The sequence below is a fragment of the Gottschalkiaceae bacterium SANA genome, from assembly GCA_036323355.1.
Classification (GTDB): Bacteria; Bacillota; Clostridia; order Tissierellales; family GPF-1; genus GPF-1.
The window spans coordinates 1,694,652-1,714,407 of sequence record AP028876.1; the positions used below are offsets into that span (position 1 = coordinate 1,694,652).

Below are 19,756 nucleotides of genomic sequence, written 5' to 3' on the forward strand. Positions count from 1 at the left end.
TTGAAAAAAAGCTTGCATAGGCATAGGGGGTTAGGGTATACTGTGGAGAGTTTTGACAAAAGGAGTGTTCAGATGAAGAAAGAAAGAATTCCGATGATGGATCATTTATGGGTGATTACGATTTTGTTTTTTGCGCTTGGCTTTGTGAATATAGGCTTATCGCTTGCAGGACTTATTTGTATGATTTTGCCTTTTATCCTGTACTGGAAAAGTGGGGAGAAGCTTTGGTGTAAGAACTATTGTCCTAGAGCGAGTTTGTTTTTGAGAGTTCTGAGCCGAATTTCTTTAAAAAAACCACTGCCGAAAGGATTTACCAAGCAGAAGGTGAAAACAGGCGTGCTGATCTATTTTGGGCTCAATTTATTCTTTGCAACCATGTCAACGATTATGGTCAGTTTAGGTCGTGTCGCACCTATTGATTATCTTCGTTTCCTCATTGCTTTCCCTATCCCGATTGATTTGCCTCAGTTGATTCGGGTGGATCTTTCTCCGTGGTTCCTTCATTTATCCTTTCGGATTTATTCGATGATGCTGACTTCAACCACGATCGGACTGATTCTTGGATTCCTCTATGTACCCCGAGCATGGTGCGTAATTTGTCCCATTCAGACCTTAACAACGAAGAGGCCTGTGAATATTCTGGATTAAGGGACTTGTTTTACTTGAGTTTTACTCCTTATAATAAAAGAAAAAGGAGTCTTTATGGATATTCAAGATTTAATAGAACGAGCGATTGAGGCAATGAGTTATGCTTATACTCCGTATTCCAACTTTAAAGTGGGCGCAGCACTTCTAACCAAGAGTGGAAAGATTTTTACGGGCTGTAACATTGAAAATGCGGCTTTTTCTCCAACGGTTTGTGCGGAACGAACAGCAATTTTCAAAGCTGTTTCTGAGGGTGAGACAGAATTTGAAGCGATTGCTGTTGTAGGGGGACCCAATGGGGAATTGAAAGAAACCGGTGATTTCACGGGACCGTGCGGTGTTTGTCGCCAGGTATTGATGGAATTTGGATCGGACATCAAGATCATTAGTGCGAATAGCGTTAACGAGTATTTTATTAATACGGTGGCTGATTTAACACCCAAAGCGTTTGGACCCGCCAATTTAACGGAGTAGATTCAAAAGCCATGGAATTCCATGGCTTTTTTTGATATGATATTTGGGTATCAGGAAGTTGTAATGAGCTTCCATTACCGTTAGAAAGGGGAAACAACATGATACCAATTCGCAAGGTTGAGGAAAAGCAACAATCACAACATCGCTTGCTTGTTCTTTTACTTGTTTTTCCAGTTTTGTTTCTCGTATTTAGTATGTTCGTTAAATCTAACGAACTGACATGGTTTGAGGGAATGCTTGGAATTTTTACCTCACCGGGCACACTATTAACTGATTTTTTTGAGGTTGGAGGAATTCGTGCCGCGTTTACCAATGCTGCTGTTATGGGTGGAGTAACACTATATCTATTCAAGCGTTATCAAGTACGAATTGGTGGCTTATCAATTGCTGCCTTTTTTACAGTCTTAGGCTTCTCATTTTTTGGAAAGAATCCGTTGAACATTTTTCCGATATTTATTGGCGGAGTGATTTATTGCCGGTATCAAAAAATTGAAATTCGGGATGTTCTGCTGGTGCTGTTGTTCAGTACTGGTTTATCTCCAATCGTTAGTCAGATTATGTTTGCTGGAATTTTCAAGCCGGGTATCGCATTCGCATTGGGCATGGCGATTGGGATTCTAATCGGTTTTATTATTGTTCCGATTTCATCTCATATGTTACGTTTCCATGATGGGTTTAATTTGTATAACCTGGGCTTTACTGCTGGAATTATTGGCACCATTTTTACAAGTATTATGAGGAGCTTTCGAATTGAAATCGAACCAGTTTTTTTGGTGTATCAGAAGAATCATGTTGTGATGATTCTTTTTATGATTTGTTTGCTTGTATATTTGATTTTGATTGGTTTGCAGATTAATCCGAAAGCAATACAAAACTATCGTGGGATCCTGCGGTTCCCAGGTCGAACCGTCACCGATTTTCCTAGGTTAGTTGGATATGGAGTGACCTTTGTGAATATGGGCGTTATGGGCTTACTGAGTGTGATCTATGTTGTTTTGGTAGACGGTATTTTTAATGGACCGGTGCTGGCAGCAATTTTCACCGTTGTGGGTTTTTCTGCTTTTGGGAAACACCCGAAGAATAGCTTTTCTGTCGTCCTAGGCGTTTGGATTGCGGCTGTATTTTTTGGTTATGATTTGCAATCGACGGGGATGATTCTTGCTGTTCTATTTTCTACAACGATTGCGCCCATAGCAGGGACTTATGGACCCATTGCGGGTGTAATTGCCGGGATGTTGCATTTGGCACTTGTCACGAATATCGGTGGTGTTCATGGAGGGATCAACCTCTATAACAATGGTTTTTCAGGTGGGCTCGTTGCCGGTTTCTTTGTGCCGATTATCGATGCTTTTAAAAAAGGAGGAAGATAATTATGCGTCATGAAGTAAAGAAGATTTCTCGAATTGTGGACGAGTTGACAACCATGCTTTTGAAGGATGACACCAATGAGGTGGATTTTAAGATCAAGATGGATTCCAATCAAACCGTCATTACAATCGTTGATTATCACAGCCGATGTGATGAAAAGAAGATTGAACGATTGCGTGAAGCTCTGTCGATTGAACGGGAGCACGAGATGGAGGAGTATTATTGGCAATTGGCTGGAGAAAGCGATTGCGACGATGAACTGACACTTGTGGGAGCGATGATTGATGAAGCTAGGATTGAGATGAAGGATGGGAATCTAACCATGGAGTTGATTCGTTATCGTTAAAAGACTGCCGAATTTTAGGCAGTTTTTTTATTCTCAAAAGAAGGGGTATAATGGAATAAGAGAGTAAAGATGGAAAGGAGCAGCAATGAAAAAGATAGGGCTTTGCTTAATCGTCTGTTTTTTATTGAGTGCTTGTAGCAAGGCGTTGAATCAAACAAATTCACAAATTCTAGTTCTTGAGTCTCAAGTGAATCAACTGCAGGACAAATTGAGTCGGTTAGAAGAATCTCTCGATGCATGTCAGAAAGAACTTGCGTCTTTACAAATTGAAAACAGCCGAATTCAAGAAGAGTTGATGGAAATGGAGTTCTTATTGGGACATGGGAAGAAGACGGTCAAAAAATAGAGTGGGAATTGTGGCGGAAAGACGATTCGAGGTCTTATAAAGATATGGTGATTCAAGGGTTTGGACAGCTTGAAAATAGTCGTTATGTCATACATATTCGTGAGTTCTATACGGAAAATGCGCAAGAAACATCACCACCTACTTTTTTAAATCTCCACTTTCAACAAGTGGATGGGCAATGGAAAGTCGTATATTTTGAATTTGATGTGTAGAGAGGAGAAATAAATGAATGCTTATAAGTGTACTGTATGCGGATACACCTACCGACCGGAACGAGGAGACTGGATTCACGACATTCCTCCTCATACAGCTTTCGAGGATCTCCCAGATGATTGGAGATGCCCAACTTGCAATCAACCTAAGATGGCCTTTGAAGAGATTAAAAGATAGGAGCAAGTATGAATGAAATACATACGATGCCAACCACTTGGCGTCAAGTGAATTCCATGGTAGAGGATTTAATTAAAACATTGAATGGACCTACGGACTCCTTTTGGGAGGAGAAGTTGATTCACGCAAATGTTTATCAAATTTCTAAGAATAATCAAGCGATCGGTTTCTTTTCTGTTTTTCAAAAAGAGACAATAACTTCATTCTATCTGATACCGGAGGCATGGTCTGACGCACAAGAGATCTTTCAGTTGGCAATAAAGCACGAATTCGTCCAAGAGGCTCTTGTTGCAACCTGTGATGAAGCATTTTTGAGTCATTCCTTAGATGTAGGGAAAAAGGTAGAGCGTCAAGCCTACTTTTTTGAAACATTGCGGATCAATGAATCAAAAGGGCCTTTTAGCTTGGAAGTCGCCATGGAATCTGACCAGTCTTTTATTCAAGAAAAAAGTGGAGAGTTTTTTGATGATCTTGAGCAACAAATCTGTCGCCAAGAAATTTATCTTGGAAAAGTTGGTGACGAGATTGTTGGATTTGGAGTGATGGAATTGGGTGTTATTCGCAAAGAAATGGCGAGCATTGGAATGTATGTGTGTGAGGAATATCGGAGAAAAGGATTTGGGACACGTATCATTCAAGAATTACAGAGACGAACGATTGACAAGAATCGAATACCGATCGCGGGTTGTTGGGTTTGGAATCATGGATCAAAAAAAACCTTGGAGCGTGCTGGTCTTATTAGTCAAACGAGATATATGAAAATTTCCTTTTAGGGAGGAACCATGGAATCGATGAATATCAAACGCAATGACAATTTAAAGCTGATTGCAATGATTACCATGCTGATTGATCACTTGGGTCATATGCGAATGGTGGGGGATGCTTTTTACACGATCAGTCGAACGATTGGGCGAATTGCGTTTCCGATTTTTGCCTATCAAATCGCCATTGGGTTTGAGAAGACAAGCAACCGAAAACGCTATGCCCTTCGTTTATTCGGATTCGGATTGATTGCACAAATACCCTATATCTGGTTCAATCCAGAATTGGAACGAAATCTTTTGCATTTTAATATACTCTTCCTGTTACTGGCCGGATTGGGGGTTTTGCAGCTTTTTGAATGGGGCGAGCAAGCAAGGCAACGCTATCGAGAAGTACAAAGAGGAATTGATTTTTTTATTGCCGCTGGCTTTTATTTTGCGACCCTTGCATGGATTGTTTTACCTGAAGCAGTAACGATTCTTTGCCTTCAAAGAGGAATTGATATCTCCTTTGAATACAGCAGTTATGGTCTGCTCATGATTTTGCTTTTTTATCGATTTCGAAGAAGGCCATGGAAGATGGCGGTTGCCTATCTGGCATTGTCATTGATTGGTGTGGGCTTGACATCCATTTGGGTCGCGGTTAAATATGGCCCTCAACTCACAGGCGGAGACGTTGGATATTTTCAAGCGCTACAGAACTGGGATTTAATTAGGGGGATTATGACAAGAAATCTAGTTAATTTCAGTCTAACCGGGGTTTGGTTTCAAGCTCGGAGTTTCCTTTCAATTCCGATACTCATCTTCTTTGAATCCTATCGAGGGCGGTTTCAAATTCATTTGAATCGGGCCGTAGGGTATTGGTTCTATCCTGTACATATTGGAATACTTGTTGCAATTACAACATTTCTGAGATGAAAATCAAGAAGAAGTAAAAAAGGGCAGAAGCCCTTTTTTTTCATGGAAAACCTATGGTATGATAAATCCATTGGAGGAAGCCGGGATGAAACAACGACAATTTGCTCTATTGCGATGGATTTTGCAACATGATTCTGTTGCTGAAAATGAAATACTTGAACGATACATGATTTCAAAGAGAACCTTACAATATGACATCAAGGCAATCAATGAATGGTTGATGGAACGTACGCTGCCTGAGTTGACTCGAATGAATGACGGATGCTTTCAATTGTTGTTGACTCAATTGATGCAGGAACAGGTTTTGCAAGAAATTGAAAGCCATAGCATCCTTTTTCATCAAATGAATGAAAGGGCGCGAGAAGAGTATTTGTTATTTTTGCTTTATTTTGAGAAAGATTTTGTGACTGCCCAAGCGCTGAGCAAGAAGCTTGAAATGAGTCGCAACAGCATACGTAAAATCTTGGTCGATCTGCAGGAAAAGGTTAAAGCAGAAGGTGTATATTTGAAAAGCAAGCCAAAGTCCGGATGGGCATTGATTGGTGATGAGGCTGATCTTCGCCGTTGCTTTGTTAAATGGTTCCATGAAGTCTTTGTTAATCGAGGCTCAGGGGTGGATATTCATAGAAATGCGATGCTTCAAATGATCGAGGGTGAGATTCCGAAATGGGCGGATTGGAAAAAAGAACGGTTTTCTATCCTATCGAAGGGGATTTCAGATCGATCTAGCGGGCGTGTCGTTGCAAGTATTGTAATTTCAATCTTGCGTCATCAAAATGCGAAAGAATTAAGTGTGCAGCCCATAGAAATTCCAGTTCTGGTCGAAAGTGGCGCATTACCGCGTTTTGAGGCTTTAATCAAAGGCTTTGATTTTCCTTTGAATCATCAGGATCACGTGTTCTGTGCTAAGTATCTTTTGGGAAATCGAGCGATTGACATGGATCAGAAGATTGAAGTCGTCTTCGATGAACTACCTAAGATTGTGAAGACCATGGTTAAAGATATGTGCGAAATTTCCCACAATCCGATCCGTGAACCTGAACGGCTAGTGAAGAGTTTGATTGCTCATTTGCAACCTACAATTTTCCGTATTCGGTTTGGTATTGAAGTGGAAAATTCTCTGCTTGCACAAATTCAAGAAAGATATCGAGGGTATTATCGGGCAGCACGAATTGCATCCCGTCCTTTAGAACAGCATTTTTTGATTCATATGCCAGCAGAAGAAGTGGCCTTTATCGCTATGCATTTCGGTGCATTTATCGAGAAAGAGCAGAAAAAGCAGATCCGAATTCTTCTCGTTTGTCACGAAGGGATGGCTACGGTACGATTGATTGAATCACGTTTACGGGAAGAATTTGATTCCTATGAAATTATAGGAATCATGAGCCGGAATGAATATATGGAATGTCGTGAGATCCATGCAGATTTGATTGTAACAACGGTGAATTTACAGGGAAAGGGACTTCCAATAGTACAAGTAGAGCCTTTGTTATCTGAACGCAATCAGAATCGATTGGGAGAACTATTAAACAAGAGAACGAATCATCGAGATAAATCTACAGAAAGGATCCTCCAGGAAGTGGAACGGTATTGTACGATTCATCAGCCTCGACTTCTACGGTCCTCGATTCAAGAAATTTTGGAAGAAAAACAGTCTGGGAAAAAACTGTCTGATTGCTTGCCCCTTGATCGAATTCAATTGGGTGTTCATGCGGAAACCTGGCAGGATGCGGTTCAGCTTGCAGCAGAACCACTTTCGCAATGCGGTGCCATCACGGAAAGCTATCATTTAAAAATGATGGAAAACATCGAACGATTTCGAGCCTATGTTGTTGTGAAAAAATCTGTGGCAATGCCTCATGCAAGGCCAGAAGACGGTGCTTTGGATACCCAGGCTAGTCTTGTGGTTCTTTCCAAAGGCGTAAAATTCGGCCATCCTAAAAACGATCCCGTACGTGTTGTCTTTGTTCTGACATCGATAGATGGTCATCAGCACTTAAGGGCTTTGGACACCTTTCGGAAAATGATTGCAACAGAGGATGCGTTGAAATACTTAAAGCAAATGAAAGATCGGGAGGTGTGCAAGAAATGGATAGCCGAACTGGAACAATAAAAATACTGGTTGTCTGTGGAATGGGTGTGGGAAGTAGCTATTTTGTGATGCAGAACGTCATTCAGGCCGTGAAGGAAATGGGTTGGAACGCTGAGGTTGAAAATACGGATATCTTCAATGCTGCCTCCATGGAAGTTGATTTGCTTGTTGGTGCAGACTATCTGGTCGACTTGGTTGAAAGCGATTGTATGCGGATTGCCTTGGATGATTTGTTGGATCAGGATGAGCTTGTTGAAAAGATGAAAAAGGTGAAGGAGCAACTTCATGATTGAGCTTGGAGCACAAATTGCGAAGAATGGATACTTGATTATGGCCTTGTATGTTCTTGTAGGCGGAATACTGATGCGTCAGAATTGGAAAAAAACCATGCGATCCGTAATTCGAGCGGCCATCGGAGTGATCCTCCTCACCTTGGGCGGGGAAGTGATTATGAGATCCTTGGTCAGCTTGACCTATGTTTTTCAACGCAGTTTTCGCGTGATTGGCATCTTGTCCAGCAATGAACGATTACTGGCTTATACAGATAGTCAATATGGAGGCATGTTGTATGGGATCATGCTAGTTGGAATGGCCATTAATGTATTGATGGCCCGATTTACACGATTCAAGTACGTTTTTTTGGCGGGTCATCAAGTACTATTTATGAGTGGCGCGTTGGCAGCTATGGCAACCTATCTAACTCTTTCGCCCTTAGTCGGGATTTTGAGTGCAGGGATTTTGTTGGGTGTGATGATGACGGTTTTTCCCCATTTGATTCAACCCTATACAGAACGAATTACGGGGAAAAAAGAAATGGCTGTCGGTCATTTTTCCAGTCTGGGATTTTTTTTAAGCGCATGGATTGGCAAGGTGTTTCATAAGGAAGCGGACGAATCTATTAAAAGGAAGAATGCAAATGGATTCTTAGATGATCATATTGTAGCAACAGCGATTTTCATGGTTGCGATATTTTTAATCAGTGCGCTTTTTGCCAAGCGATCCTATGTGGAGGATATTACCGGTGGAAACTTCTATTTGTTATTTGCCTTGGAACAAGGATTGACATTTACTGGAGGCGTTTATATTATCATTAACGGTGTGAGATTGATTATTCAAGAAATTATGCCAATCTTTCAGCAAGTTGCAAAACGATTTGTTCCCAATGCGATTCCGGCTTTGGATGTATCAATGTTGTTCGTTTATCAACGTGGAAGACTGATGTTGGGATTTGTCGGTTCTTTGCTTGGTGGTGTTTTAGCTATGTTTGTTTTGGGGACTTGGAGCGTATGGGTGATTATTCCTTCATCAACCGTTTATTTCTTCAGTGGTTCTGCCTCTGGTCTCTATGGATACTCTACGGGAGGGAAGCGTGGTGCTATTCTTTCCTCGGTTCTATTTGGTTTCGCTTTGGGTGCTTTGCCGATTTTGACCATGAGGTTGCTCTCGGAATTGGGATTTTACCGTGTTGTTTTCCCAGAAATTGATTTTCAAATTTTGGCTGGCATTACCATGGGAATTAAACGAATTATCCAATTGTTAGGATTTGCGGGCTAGACGCGCAAAAGAATGGACGATAAAGTAAGCGATTTCCCCTTATAATAAACTTGTAGTTAAGTTTATGACTGAGGGGGATTTTTTATGAAACGATTTTTTTCACTCGTACTAGTTTTAATGATGGCATTAACTGTTTTTGCGGGGTGTGCAAGTGATGAAGCAGCAGCACCGGCGGCAGATGCTTTACCGGGCGATGGTCTTGAACTTGTGGTTTATGCAGGATTGATGGAAGATCATGCAATCTTGGCAATGCGAGAATTTGAGAAGGAAACTGGTGTTAATGTCGACATGGTTCGAATGAGCGGTGGTGAAATTTTTGCTCGAATTAAAGCCGAGAAAGAAAATCCATCAGCGAGTGTTTGGTATGGTGGTGGCGCATTAACATTTATTCAAGCCAAGAACGAAGGATTGTTGGAAAACTATCAATCACCTATTGCAGAAACGATCCCAGCGAACTTTAAAGATTCAGAGGGCGCATGGACTGGTATATACTCTGGCTATCTTGGTATTGAAGGCAATAAAAAGTGGTTGGAAGAAAATGGAATGGAATTGCCAAAAACATTTGATGACCTATTGAAACCGGAATTCAAAGGCAATATTGTTATTGCTCATCCTGGCTCTTCATCGACTGCCTATAACTTCTTGGCGACCGTTATTCAATTGAAGGGCGAGGAAGAAGGCTTCAAGTATCTGCAGAAATTTAACGAGCAGGTTCGTCAATACACGAAATCAGGCTCCGCTCCAGGACGTATGGTTGGTATGGGTGAAGCGCCAATCGCCATCGGTTTCTTGCACGATGCGATTAAATATCAAAAAGAAGGTTATGAAGATTTGATATTTACAGCACCGGAAGATGGAACGGGTTATGAAATCGGCGCAGTTGGTATTATCAAAGACGGACCGGATCAAGAAGCAGCGAAATTATTTGTTGATTGGGCATTGTCTAAGGAAGCACAAGAGTTGGGACAGACAGTTGGTTCGTACCAGTTCTTGACAAATCCTGACGCAAATCCACCGGAAGCAGCTATGCAATTGAAAGGAACAACATTGATCGATTATGATTTTGTCTGGGCTGGAAATCAACGACAGGCTTTTATTGAGAAATTCATGGAGTTGACTCAAACTGAATTGCCAACAGAGTAGTACTGGAAAAGTTGTACTCGAAGAATAAAACTGGAAAAGGTGCCCCATTCGGGGCACTTTTCTTTCAGGGGGGATTATCATGCAAACGAACACGAGAAAATTAAAGATGAAATCTGAGATTGCTACCATGAAAAATGTGATCAGAGATCCGGCTTTGTTTACGACGATCATTATTGTCTTGTCAATAGTGACATTATTTATTGTAATTCCGTTATTTCGCATTATGGGTAGCAGTTTTCTTTTTGAAGGTGGAGTTTCAACCAAGTACTATGAAGCAATTTTTACAAAAGCGTATAATCGATTAATTATTAAGAATACGTTAAAACTCGGTTTGACAGTCAGTATCTTGGCGACGAGTATCGGTTTCCTTTTCGCCTATGCATCGGCTTATCTAAAGATGAAAAGTAAGCGACTTTTTGATGCGATTGCAATTTTACCCATTATTTCACCACCCTTTTTAATTGCATTGTCGGCAATTTTACTATTTGGACGAACGGGTTTGATTAGCCGAGGACTCTTGGGCATGAGAGATGCTGAAATCTATGGTTTCAAAGGACTGGTTTTGGTTCAGACGTTGACCTTTTTCCCAGTTGCCTATCTGGTCTTATCCGGCCTGTTAAAGCAGATTGATCCATCGGTGGAAGAAGCATCTAGAAGCCTGGGTGCATCAAGAAGCGAAGTGTTTAGAACGGTTACGGTGCCCTTGATGGCACCTGGAATCGCCAATGCAGCGTTACTAATTTTCATTCAATCCGTTGCCGATTTCGGCAATCCCATGGTAATCGGTGGGAATTACACCACCATGGCGGCGCAGATTTATCTACAGGGGATTGGTAGCATGGATATGAGCGGAGCAACGGCTCTAGCGATGATTCTGTTGGTGATCTCAGTATCGGCATTTATTATTCAAAAATATTATGTAGGAAAAAAATCCTATATTACAGTAACGGGTAAAATCTCTCGTGCACGACAATTAATCGATGAACCCCATATCGTGAAACCGATTCAAGTACTGGTTATATTGATCAGTCTATTGGTTGGAATGATGTATATTCTTGTACCGATTGGTTCGTTTGTAAAATTGTGGGGTGTCAATTATTCCTTAACCTTAGACCATTTCCGCTATGTCATGGATCTGGGAATCAAACCAATTTTGGATACAACGGTTCTTGCTTTAATTGCGACTCCGATTACCGGAATTTTAGCGATGGTCATTGCTTTTCTTACGGTGCGTCGAAGATTTCCAGGGCGAAGCTATATGGAATTTACAACCATGTTGGCGATTGCCATTCCAGGAACCGTTATTGGACTCGGCTATGTATTGACCTTTAATACAGGGCCAGTGGTTTTAACGGGAACAGCTACTATTTTGATCATTGCATTTATGATCAGAAGTATGCCAGTTGGAATTCGATCGGGTATAGCGGCACTTCAACAAATCGATCCATCCATTGAAGAGGCTGCCAGTATTTTGGGTGCTTCCAGTCAAAAAGTGTTTACCTCAGTTACTTTGCCAATGATTCGTCCCGCTTTCTTTAGCGGACTTGTGAACTCCTTTGCAAGAAGTATGACATTGGTTTCTACCGTGATTTTCTTGGTATCAGCACGATGGAATTTACTGACGGTTGCAATAATGGCACAGATTGATCAGGGTAAGATTGGCGTAGCCAGTGTGTATTCAACCATTTTGATTATTATTGTGGCGAGTGTCATTTCACTGATTCGAGTTATTGTATCTCGATTTGGCGTAAGTGCGGATGATATCGTGTTGTAGGAGGAAAATATGAAAGAAGCAAAAGGAATACTTTTAAAAAATCTGACGAAGACATTTGTCACGTCAAAAAACACCCAGGTTGAGGCTGTTAAACAAGTGAATTTAACCATCAGACCCGGTGAATTTGTAACGCTTTTAGGACCTTCGGGCTGTGGGAAAACGACTATTTTGAGAATGGTTGCAGGATTCGAAACCTTGACTGAGGGTGAGGTTGTCATTGGGAACGAGGATGTGAGCCCTTTGACACCGGATAAGCGAGATATCTCAATGGTCTTTCAAAACTATGCTTTGTTTCCCCATATGAATGTCTATAACAATATCGCCTATGGATTGAAGCTTCAAAAACTACCCAAAAAGGAGATTGACGAGCGGGTTAATCGGATTTTAACTATGATGAAGATGGAGGATTTTGCAAGTCGAGTTCCATCACAGATGTCTGGTGGGCAACAGCAAAGGGTTTCACTTGCTCGTGCCTTGGTGATGGAGCCAGCAGTCTTGCTCTTTGATGAGCCCTTGTCGAATCTGGATGCGAAGCTTCGTCTCCATATGCGAGATGAAATTCGAAGAATTCAGCAAGAGGTTGGGATTACATCAATCTATGTAACTCACGATCAATCGGAAGCGATGGGACTTTCTGACAAGGTTGTTATTATGAAAGACGGCATGATCCAGCAAGTCGGTTCTCCTCATGAGATTTATCAAATGCCGGCCAATGCTTTTGTTGCGGGATTTATCGGGCGAGCCAATATTATACCTGGTGTCATTGAGTCCAAGGAAGAGGAAGCGACGGTGGTTGAAGTCAAAGGCGTAAAATACCGGGTGCCACGTGCAACGGAACATGAGATCGGGGAAACGATAGAAATGGTGCTACGGCCCGAGAGTGTCACTCTTGGTGTAGAAGAATTTGAAACCCAAGTAAGCAAGAGTATCTTTATGGGAGAAACCCATGAATACGAGGTAAAATGGGGAGATACGATTCTTCAAATTTGTGAGAGCAATCCATTTGGCAAACCAAGCTATGACGTGGGCGACAAGCTGATGTTGGGTTTTGATGAGAAAGCCTTGCATATTTTATAAAAAACAAGTGTTGACAATCCGCGGACAAGATGATACACTTTCGTTAATATTTAAATGGCGATGACGAAACGCCGAAATCAGGAACTGTACAGCGAATTTGGGGAAGTGGTGGAACCCAGATCGGGGATTGATTTCGAACTCCTTTCAGAGTCTTGTCTGTGAAGCTTAGTAGTGGACAACGGAAGCCCCGTTATAGGCAAAGAAGAAATTCGGAGTGACACGAAAGTGTAACGAAGGTGGTACCGCGGGTAATGACTCGTCCTTTTATTGGACGGGTCTTTTTGTTTACTTGAAAATAATAGAAGGGGAGGTGAAGATCAATGGAACAAGGGAAAATGGATCATTATGATCATTCAACGATTTATGCGTACGGACAACACAATGTAAATTATTTTGGTTTGGGCGCATGTAAAGATGAGTGGGAAGACTAAAAGAAAGAGCCGCAATGGGTTAAATAGGAGGTGAAATGATCGTGGAAGAATATAATATGGAAAAAAACGAATATTCAGCTGTTTATGCGTATGGACAATATAATGTAAATTATTTTGGCTTGGGCACATGTAAAGACGAATGGGAGGACTAAAGATGAAAGGTGACCTAAGCGACATTATAGGGTACTTGCAGAAAAATAAGAACCGGTGAGGGCAACCAAGGTGTTGGACTTCGCGGGTTCTTATTTTTTTGTGATATACTTGCGAAAAAGGAGGAGATTATGAAGCTTGAAAAACTAACAGATGGAATTGTATTTTCTCATCCAGTGGAGGAAACGGACCGCCCGATTCTCGCCGGAATACGTGGTGATGAGTTTACCCTACTTATTGATGCGGGCAATTCGAAAGCCCATTACCAAGAATTTGAAATTGCATTGGCAGAACAGGGATTTCCACTGCGAAATGCTCTCGTTTTAACCCATTGGCATTGGGATCATATTTTTGGTGCGGCATCAGCGACAGGACCGGTTTTCGCTCATCGATTGACCCGGGAAAAAATGAAGGAATTAAAGGATTATGAATGGACTGACGAAGCGCTTGAACAGCGAGTCTTGAGCGGACTTGAAATCGAATTTTGCAGAGCGTGTCTTTTGAAGGAATTACCAAGTCCAAGAGAAGTTGTTATTCGAATTCCAGAGGTTGAAGTGGATAAACGAATGATCGTGGATCTTGGACGGACAAAGTGTGTCATAGAACATATTGGAAGTGAACATGCAGAGGACCATTTGATCATCTATTCAGAAGAAGATCGCGTACTTTTTATTGGAGATATTCTCTTTGTCGATATTTATGACGGGGAATGGTATTGGACACCGAGAAAGGTTGAGAGTCTGATCGATCGATTGTTGTCTTATCCGGCCGAGTGGATCGTGGCTTCTCATGTTTATCCGGTACAGTCTCGAGCAATCTTTGAAGCAGAATGCGAGTGGATTCGATGGATCGGCCAAGTCGTGGAAGCCTCGGAATCTTTGGCAATTGCTAAAGTGAGAATTGAAGTGGAAGAAAACGGACGTGTGGAAGAAGCACTTGAAATGGCAGGCTGGTTCTTTGAAGGGCTAAAAAGAGAAAAGGAAGAAAGAAACGGGTAAAGCTTTGGCTTTACCCGTTTCTTTCTGGTTCTATACAGTCGTTACTCCCACTGTTTTTTGTGTCCACCGTTTCATTCCCCACATAGCGGCTACTAATAGGAAAAGAATTCCAACGCTACGAACTGGATGATCCACAAGGGTTGTAATCTGTGATCCAATTACTGTTAAAAATAACATTAAAAACAGTTTGCCGCCCAGCAAAGCGAAAAGAAAGTGCTTTCGTGACAAATTGAACCAGGCTGCGCTAGTACTGAGAAGGATCGAAGGCATAAAAGGCATAGCATATAAGACCAGTAGTCCCATCCATCCTTTTTCTTCCATCCATTGATGGATTTTTTTCATTTTATTCGTTTCCGTTTTCTTTTTCCAGCGTGTAATGGCCGTGTAGAGGAGGAAGGAACCTACAACATTGCCTGTCCATGAATAAAACGCACCAGTGAGAAGTCCATATAAATGAACATTCAACGCTACAATTGCGGTTAATGGAAAGACTGGAAAAAATGCTTCAGCGATTGGAATTCCAATACCTGCAAGGACTCCATGAGTTTTCATGGCAGTCATGACCCATTCGATAAGGGCCAGGTTTGAGAAAAATTCCAGAAATTGATTAATCATATTTTCACCCTTTTTTCAGAATTATCTATAATTTATAAAAAAAGAACGGGTTTGTCAATGGATTATATTTCTATTTAGGACAAGCGCGAAGAAAATAGATGGGCTGTCCTTTAGCACGAAATTTTCTTTCATATTCTGTTTCTACATTTTTTTCAGCAAGCTCTGTTTGGTGCAAATCCCGTTCAACTCGCTGAAGAATCCATTCTTCTCTTTGAAATTGCTTTAAGGAATATTCGAAAAGACCCAGATTGTCGGTTTTCATTTCTAAAACCCCGCCTAGAGCTAATAACCGTTGATATTCGCGCAAAAAGTTGTGATGAGTCAAACGCCGTTTTGCATGAGAATTCTTTGGCCATGGATCGGAAAAATTTAAGTAAATGCCTTGGATCTGATGATCAGGAAAGTGGGGTAGTGCGTTCCCTGCATCCATATGAACAAATTGATAATTCATACATTCAAACTCTTCCGTCTTTTTTGCAACTCGAATCAGGACCTTTGTATCCCGTTCAAAACCGACAAAAAAGCGATTTGGGTATTGTTCAGCCATACCAAACAAAAAGTCTCCCATTCCTGTGCCTAATTCAAGATGCAGGTCTTGATGCGTTGGCAAGTTAGACCAAACCTCTTCGGCCGATGCCTTTCGAATGGTAACAATTTGTTGACAAGCTTCTAAAATTTCATAACCGTTTTCTACATATTTTAACCGCATAAATTCGCCTCCAATTTCTACTTCTGTCTTTCTAGATTCTAATTTTACCTTGTTTTACATGATGCTTCAAGCATTCATTGAAAGCCCAAACCAATCATGGTAAAATGAAGTGATTTTAACAGGGGAGGTTTATAATGGTTTTTGATATTCTTGGTCCAATTATGATTGGCCCTTCGAGTTCTCATACAGCAGGTGCAGCACGACTTGGAAAGGTGGCTAGAGACCTTGTAGAGGGAGAGATACTTTCGGTAACCTTTGGACTTCATGGTTCCTTTGCCGAGACCTATCGAGGTCATGGCACAGACCGTGCACTATTAGCGGGAGTTTTGGGGATGGGGCCCGACGATGAACGGCTAGGACAATCTAAACAAATTGCCCGCAATCGAAAACTCATTTATTCTTATGTAGCGATCGACCTTGGACATGTACATCCGAATTCGGTTAAGTTTATTTTTGTGAATGATCAGCACGAAGTCATTCGTGTCACGGGGTCCTCCTTGGGCGGTGGTCAAATTGTGATTACGCAGATAGATGATTTTAATGTGCGAATTACTGGAAGTGAGCCAACCCTTTTGATTCAACACATGGACAAGCCGGGTGTAATTAGTACGGTTTCAAAGGTTATTGCTGACTCAGGTGTTAATATTGCTGATATGCGGGTTCGCAGAACAGAAAAAGGAAAGTTGGCATCCATGATTATTGAAACCGATGAATCGATCCCTAGGGGAGCCATTCAAATACTGCGTGAATTTGCTTGGATTCAGTCGGTGAAACAAATCGATCCGCAAGGGGAGGAAAAACAATGAATTCTGCGAAGGAATGGTTAGAAAAATCAATGAAAACGCAAGGTACATTGTCTGAAAGCTATTTGGAAGAGCAATCGAATAAATTGGGTCAGACAAAAGAAGAATTGCTTAAGGAAATGAAAAAACGATGGGCGATTATGTCAAATTCTGCACAAAAGGGCCTACATGGCGCTCTTCAGCCATTGGGTGGAATTATTGGTGGAGAAGCCTATAAAATGAGAGAGTACCAGAAACGAAATCAATCGTATTCCGGTTCAGCTCTTGTTGATGCCATGGCATACGCATTTTCTACTTCGGAATATAATGCATCCATGGGGAAAATTTGTGCCGCCCCAACAGCGGGTTCTGCAGGAATCGTGCCGGCGGCAATTCTATCAGCTATGAACCAGTATGGATATTCGGAAGAATCGTGTCTACGTGCCTTGTTTACTGCAGGCGGGATTGGCGAGTTGATTGCCAAAACGGCAACGGTTTCTGGCGCGGAAGGTGGATGTCAGGCAGAATGTGGTTCTGCGGCAGCCATGGCAGCAGGTGCTTTGGTAGAATTGTCTGGTGGCAGTGCGGAAATGGTCTTTCATGCAGCATCCATTGCATTGAAAAATGTGATGGGTTTGGTTTGTGACCCAATTGCTGGACTTGTGGAGGCGCCTTGTTCAAAGCGAAATGCTTCGGGGGTGGCAAATGCCATGATCTCGGCGGATATGGCTTTGGCCGGAATTGAAAGTATCATTCCTTTTGATGAAGTGATTATAACGATGAAAGAGGTAGGGGATTCAATGGATCCGGATTTACGAGAAACGGGGAAAGGTGGCCTTGCCGCAACGCCTACAGGTAAAAAAATTGCAGATCGCATATTTGGAAGGGACGAGTAAGTCTCTTTTTTTTTACAAAAAACTCAGCCCGAAGGCTGAGAATGGAATGCAGTCATGTTAAATTGTAATGAGATGATTTATTTTGGCGTTAATTCTGCGTTGAGCTCGGCACCTAGAAGAAGAATCAAACTGCTTAGATACATCCAGATTAAAAGGGCGAACAAACCCCATAGACTGCCGTAGAATGACAGATAGTGAGCAAACTGGGATACATAGACACCAAAGATCTTGGAGCTGATCATCCAAGCCACAGCCGTTAGGGTTGTGCCAGGTAAAACACGCATGAGTCGCGGCTGGTGACCAGGTGCAAATCGATAGATCAGAAGAATATTTAAAAAAGTAATGACAAACGAGAACAGGGTAACGGAAAAATTAAAACCCGTTTCGCTGATGTTGAATCGGAAAACCATGGTGAGAATCCAAGTCAAAGCGTTGGAAGCGAAGAGTAAAAAGAATGCATCCGCAATAAATAAAACCAAAATCATTACCGTGAAAAAAAGGGAGGTGGGAATATGTCGAGTGAACTTTCGTTTTGGAATCTCGTCATAAGCACGATTAATTCCCTTCATAATGGCTCTCGTTCCTCGGGAGGCGAGCCAGATCATAACGAGAAAACCAGCTGTAAAACCACCGGCACTTTGTGTTCCTGTAATTTCTTGCACGATATTATAAACGATTTGAAATGATTCATGAGGAAGAAAATCCGCCAGTGATCGAACAAAGGTCTCTTCGGTCAGCGAGGTGAATCGGCTGAAAGAAGTCAATAAATAAAGAAAAGGGAAAAGTGCCAGAAGAATATAATAGGTTAACTGGGCACTTAAACCCATTAAGTCGTGTCGTTGAAAACGGAGGATCATCCCTTTTAACGTGATCAAAGCGGAGGAGGGGGAGGGATTATCCTCGAATATAAAAGGCTTCTTCATCTTCAACTAGGCTCCGATCTTGTGAGGTAATTGAATCCACTCTCGCATAGGGATGCTTATGTTGAATGGCTTGAAGAAAAAGTATCAACACCTTATCCGCGCCCTGGACTTCCATCCAGACGCTGCCATCCCATTGATTTTGGACCCAGCCGGTTACTTGATAGTGTTCGGCGGTTTGTTTGACAAACCATCGAAAACCAACGCCCTGCACCCGCCCAATTGCTTTGATCATTACACGTTTCATAAGGGACCCTCCTGAAATTTCTTATTCATATCATACCCTTATTTGTGATCAGATTCTAGTGGATCTTTCTTTTTTTTCCAAATGGGAACCAATCGTTTCGTAAAACGATATAGGATAAAGAACAAGAGTCCAAGAATAAACAAGGTCGGTAACCAAAGAATTGCCCACAAAATGATCCCTTGAAGGCCGTCGACGATTTGTTGACCAGCCCTAGCAATTTGATTTTTGACTCGATCAAAGAATGTGATCGGTTCAGGCAGTACATTCTTGGTTTCTTGAATATCGATATAAAGGGTACTGTATCGAACTTGTGAATCAAGACGACGAAGAATGCCTTGATTGTTTTCAATTTCATAGCGAATTCTGTTTAATTCTTGTTCAAGAGCAAGAACATCTTTTAGTTCTGTTGATTTTTCCACAAGGGCTAAAAGTCTGCTTTCGTGGGTCTGTGCACTTTCAATTCGTGCGGTTAAATCAAAGTAATGATCTGTAACATCTTGAGAATCCAATTGCAAACGACGAACTTGTACTTGATTTTGCAAGATTTGAATAGCCTTTTGAAAGTTTTCAGCAGGGATTCTGATGGTGTAGGATGCATATCGTCGTGGTTGATCAAAACTCCCATGATCCTCAATGCGTGAAGAGGCGATCATGGCATCGAATTCTTGGATCCATTGATCAAGCCCTAAGAGAGTATCATCAAAGGTTTCCGTTTCGATGGACGCGGAGCCTGAATAGGTCATTTTTTGACGTTCATCTTGGCCCAAAGGTGTGGTGTCCAGAAGGGGATCCCCATTTTTGTTGAGGGAAAATTCTTCCGACGTGACACTTTCAGCCATGTCATATTCCGGGGCTGGCATTCCTGGCGCTTCCATTGCTGCCATGGACTCATTACGCGAATCAGTAAATTCTGAATCTTTTGATTGGCTGCAACCTGCGATCAATAAAATTAACACGAGGAATAAAAGTATGGCACTTATTTTCTTTTTCATTGTATCCTCCTTTTTTTATTTTGACGAGAAAACGTTTGGAAGGTTTCAAAAGTTAAAATCTTTATAAAACATGACTGTAGAATTTGAAACCGCATGTTAATTGCTATACTATAATTATATACAGTTCG

General features: G+C 41.6%; 22 protein-coding genes and 1 other annotated feature. Of the genes, 17 read left to right on the forward strand and 5 right to left on the reverse strand.

What is annotated here, in order from left to right:
* Positions 1-72 precede the first annotated feature (72 nt).
* The 15 genes from AC25CA_RS07970 (at position 73) to AC25CA_RS08040 (ending at position 14,467) form a co-directional block, all read left to right on the forward strand.
* Positions 73-648 (forward strand): 4Fe-4S binding protein, encoded by a 576-nt coding sequence (locus AC25CA_RS07970; RefSeq protein ID WP_486816536.1) that lies wholly within the window; start codon positions 73-75, stop codon positions 646-648.
* A 54-nt stretch (positions 649-702) separates the two neighbouring features.
* Entirely contained in the window at positions 703-1,119 is a 417-nt protein-coding gene (locus tag AC25CA_RS07975) for a cytidine deaminase (RefSeq protein WP_486816537.1), read from the forward strand.
* Between the two features lie 98 nt (positions 1,120-1,217).
* Positions 1,218-2,489 carry a DUF1576 domain-containing protein gene (locus AC25CA_RS07980; RefSeq protein WP_486816538.1) on the forward strand — a complete coding sequence of 424 codons (1,272 nt, stop codon included), beginning with the start codon at positions 1,218-1,220 and terminating at the stop codon, positions 2,487-2,489.
* Between the two features lie 2 nt (positions 2,490-2,491).
* Complete coding sequence (locus AC25CA_RS07985; RefSeq protein ID WP_486816539.1) at positions 2,492-2,833, forward strand: hypothetical protein; 342 nt, start codon at positions 2,492-2,494, stop codon at positions 2,831-2,833.
* An 85-nt stretch (positions 2,834-2,918) separates the two neighbouring features.
* The gene (locus AC25CA_RS07990) at positions 2,919-3,179 is read left to right on the forward strand and encodes a hypothetical protein (protein ID WP_486816540.1); all 261 of its coding nucleotides are present in this window, start codon (positions 2,919-2,921) and stop codon (positions 3,177-3,179) included.
* A gap of 225 nt (positions 3,180-3,404) precedes the next feature.
* Positions 3,405-3,569: a rubredoxin gene (locus AC25CA_RS07995; RefSeq protein WP_486816541.1), complete on the forward strand. Its 165-nt coding sequence runs from the start codon at positions 3,405-3,407 to the stop codon at positions 3,567-3,569.
* A gap of 8 nt (positions 3,570-3,577) precedes the next feature.
* A complete protein-coding gene (locus AC25CA_RS08000; RefSeq protein WP_486816542.1) occupies positions 3,578-4,342 on the forward strand; it encodes a GNAT family N-acetyltransferase in 765 nt (254 codons plus the stop codon).
* Positions 4,343-4,351: 9 nt separating this feature from the next.
* The gene (locus tag AC25CA_RS08005; protein WP_486816543.1) at positions 4,352-5,248 is read left to right on the forward strand and encodes a TraX family protein; all 897 of its coding nucleotides are present in this window, start codon (positions 4,352-4,354) and stop codon (positions 5,246-5,248) included.
* A gap of 85 nt (positions 5,249-5,333) precedes the next feature.
* The gene (locus AC25CA_RS08010; RefSeq protein ID WP_486816544.1) at positions 5,334-7,361 is read left to right on the forward strand and encodes a BglG family transcription antiterminator; all 2,028 of its coding nucleotides are present in this window, start codon (positions 5,334-5,336) and stop codon (positions 7,359-7,361) included.
* The gene (locus tag AC25CA_RS08015; RefSeq protein WP_486816545.1) at positions 7,337-7,633 is read left to right on the forward strand and encodes a PTS sugar transporter subunit IIB; all 297 of its coding nucleotides are present in this window, start codon (positions 7,337-7,339) and stop codon (positions 7,631-7,633) included. Before AC25CA_RS08010 ends, AC25CA_RS08015 begins: the two co-directional genes overlap by 25 nt.
* The gene (locus tag AC25CA_RS08020) at positions 7,626-8,894 is read left to right on the forward strand and encodes a PTS transporter subunit IIC (RefSeq protein WP_486816546.1); all 1,269 of its coding nucleotides are present in this window, start codon (positions 7,626-7,628) and stop codon (positions 8,892-8,894) included. Before AC25CA_RS08015 ends, AC25CA_RS08020 begins: the two co-directional genes overlap by 8 nt.
* 84 nt (positions 8,895-8,978) lie before the next feature.
* A complete protein-coding gene (locus AC25CA_RS08025; RefSeq protein ID WP_486816547.1) occupies positions 8,979-10,037 on the forward strand; it encodes an ABC transporter substrate-binding protein in 1,059 nt (352 codons plus the stop codon).
* A gap of 79 nt (positions 10,038-10,116) precedes the next feature.
* Positions 10,117-11,811 carry an ABC transporter permease gene (locus tag AC25CA_RS08030; protein WP_486816548.1) on the forward strand — a complete coding sequence of 565 codons (1,695 nt, stop codon included), beginning with the start codon at positions 10,117-10,119 and terminating at the stop codon, positions 11,809-11,811.
* Positions 11,812-11,820: 9 nt separating this feature from the next.
* Positions 11,821-12,888 (forward strand): ABC transporter ATP-binding protein, encoded by a 1,068-nt coding sequence (locus AC25CA_RS08035; RefSeq protein WP_486816549.1) that lies wholly within the window; start codon positions 11,821-11,823, stop codon positions 12,886-12,888.
* A gap of 51 nt (positions 12,889-12,939) precedes the next feature.
* Positions 12,940-13,155, forward strand: a binding site (T-box leader).
* A gap of 445 nt (positions 13,156-13,600) precedes the next feature.
* Positions 13,601-14,467: an MBL fold metallo-hydrolase gene (locus AC25CA_RS08040; protein WP_486816550.1), complete on the forward strand. Its 867-nt coding sequence runs from the start codon at positions 13,601-13,603 to the stop codon at positions 14,465-14,467.
* A 30-nt stretch (positions 14,468-14,497) separates the two neighbouring features.
* Here AC25CA_RS08040 and AC25CA_RS08045 read toward each other — a convergent pair whose 3' ends face one another.
* Both AC25CA_RS08045 and trmB read right to left on the reverse strand, forming a co-directional pair.
* A complete protein-coding gene (locus AC25CA_RS08045; protein WP_486816551.1) occupies positions 14,498-15,082 on the reverse strand; it encodes a TVP38/TMEM64 family protein in 585 nt (194 codons plus the stop codon).
* A gap of 70 nt (positions 15,083-15,152) precedes the next feature.
* Positions 15,153-15,791 (reverse strand): tRNA (guanosine(46)-N7)-methyltransferase TrmB, encoded by a 639-nt coding sequence (gene trmB, locus AC25CA_RS08050; RefSeq protein WP_486816552.1) that lies wholly within the window; start codon positions 15,789-15,791, stop codon positions 15,153-15,155.
* Between the two features lie 134 nt (positions 15,792-15,925).
* Between trmB and sdaAB the strand changes: the two genes are divergently transcribed.
* Complete coding sequence (gene sdaAB, locus AC25CA_RS08055) at positions 15,926-16,597, forward strand: L-serine ammonia-lyase, iron-sulfur-dependent subunit beta (RefSeq protein ID WP_486816553.1); 672 nt, start codon at positions 15,926-15,928, stop codon at positions 16,595-16,597.
* Entirely contained in the window at positions 16,594-17,469 is an 876-nt protein-coding gene (gene sdaAA / locus AC25CA_RS08060; RefSeq protein WP_486816554.1) for an L-serine ammonia-lyase, iron-sulfur-dependent, subunit alpha, read from the forward strand. Before sdaAB ends, sdaAA begins: the two co-directional genes overlap by 4 nt.
* Before the next feature lie 77 nt (positions 17,470-17,546).
* On the opposite strand, the gene AC25CA_RS08065 is transcribed toward sdaAA, so the two are convergent.
* Genes AC25CA_RS08065 through AC25CA_RS08075 form a run of 3 tightly spaced genes read right to left on the reverse strand, consistent with a single transcriptional unit; the run spans position 17,547 to position 19,628 of the window.
* Positions 17,547-18,392 (reverse strand): YihY/virulence factor BrkB family protein, encoded by an 846-nt coding sequence (locus AC25CA_RS08065; RefSeq protein WP_486816555.1) that lies wholly within the window; start codon positions 18,390-18,392, stop codon positions 17,547-17,549.
* Complete coding sequence (locus AC25CA_RS08070) at positions 18,364-18,636, reverse strand: acylphosphatase (protein ID WP_486816556.1); 273 nt, start codon at positions 18,634-18,636, stop codon at positions 18,364-18,366. Before AC25CA_RS08070 ends, AC25CA_RS08065 begins: the two co-directional genes overlap by 29 nt.
* A gap of 38 nt (positions 18,637-18,674) precedes the next feature.
* On the reverse strand, positions 18,675-19,628 hold the full coding sequence (locus tag AC25CA_RS08075; RefSeq protein ID WP_486816557.1) for a DUF4349 domain-containing protein: 954 nt from the start codon (positions 19,626-19,628) through the stop codon (positions 18,675-18,677).
* Positions 19,629-19,756 lie beyond the last annotated feature (128 nt).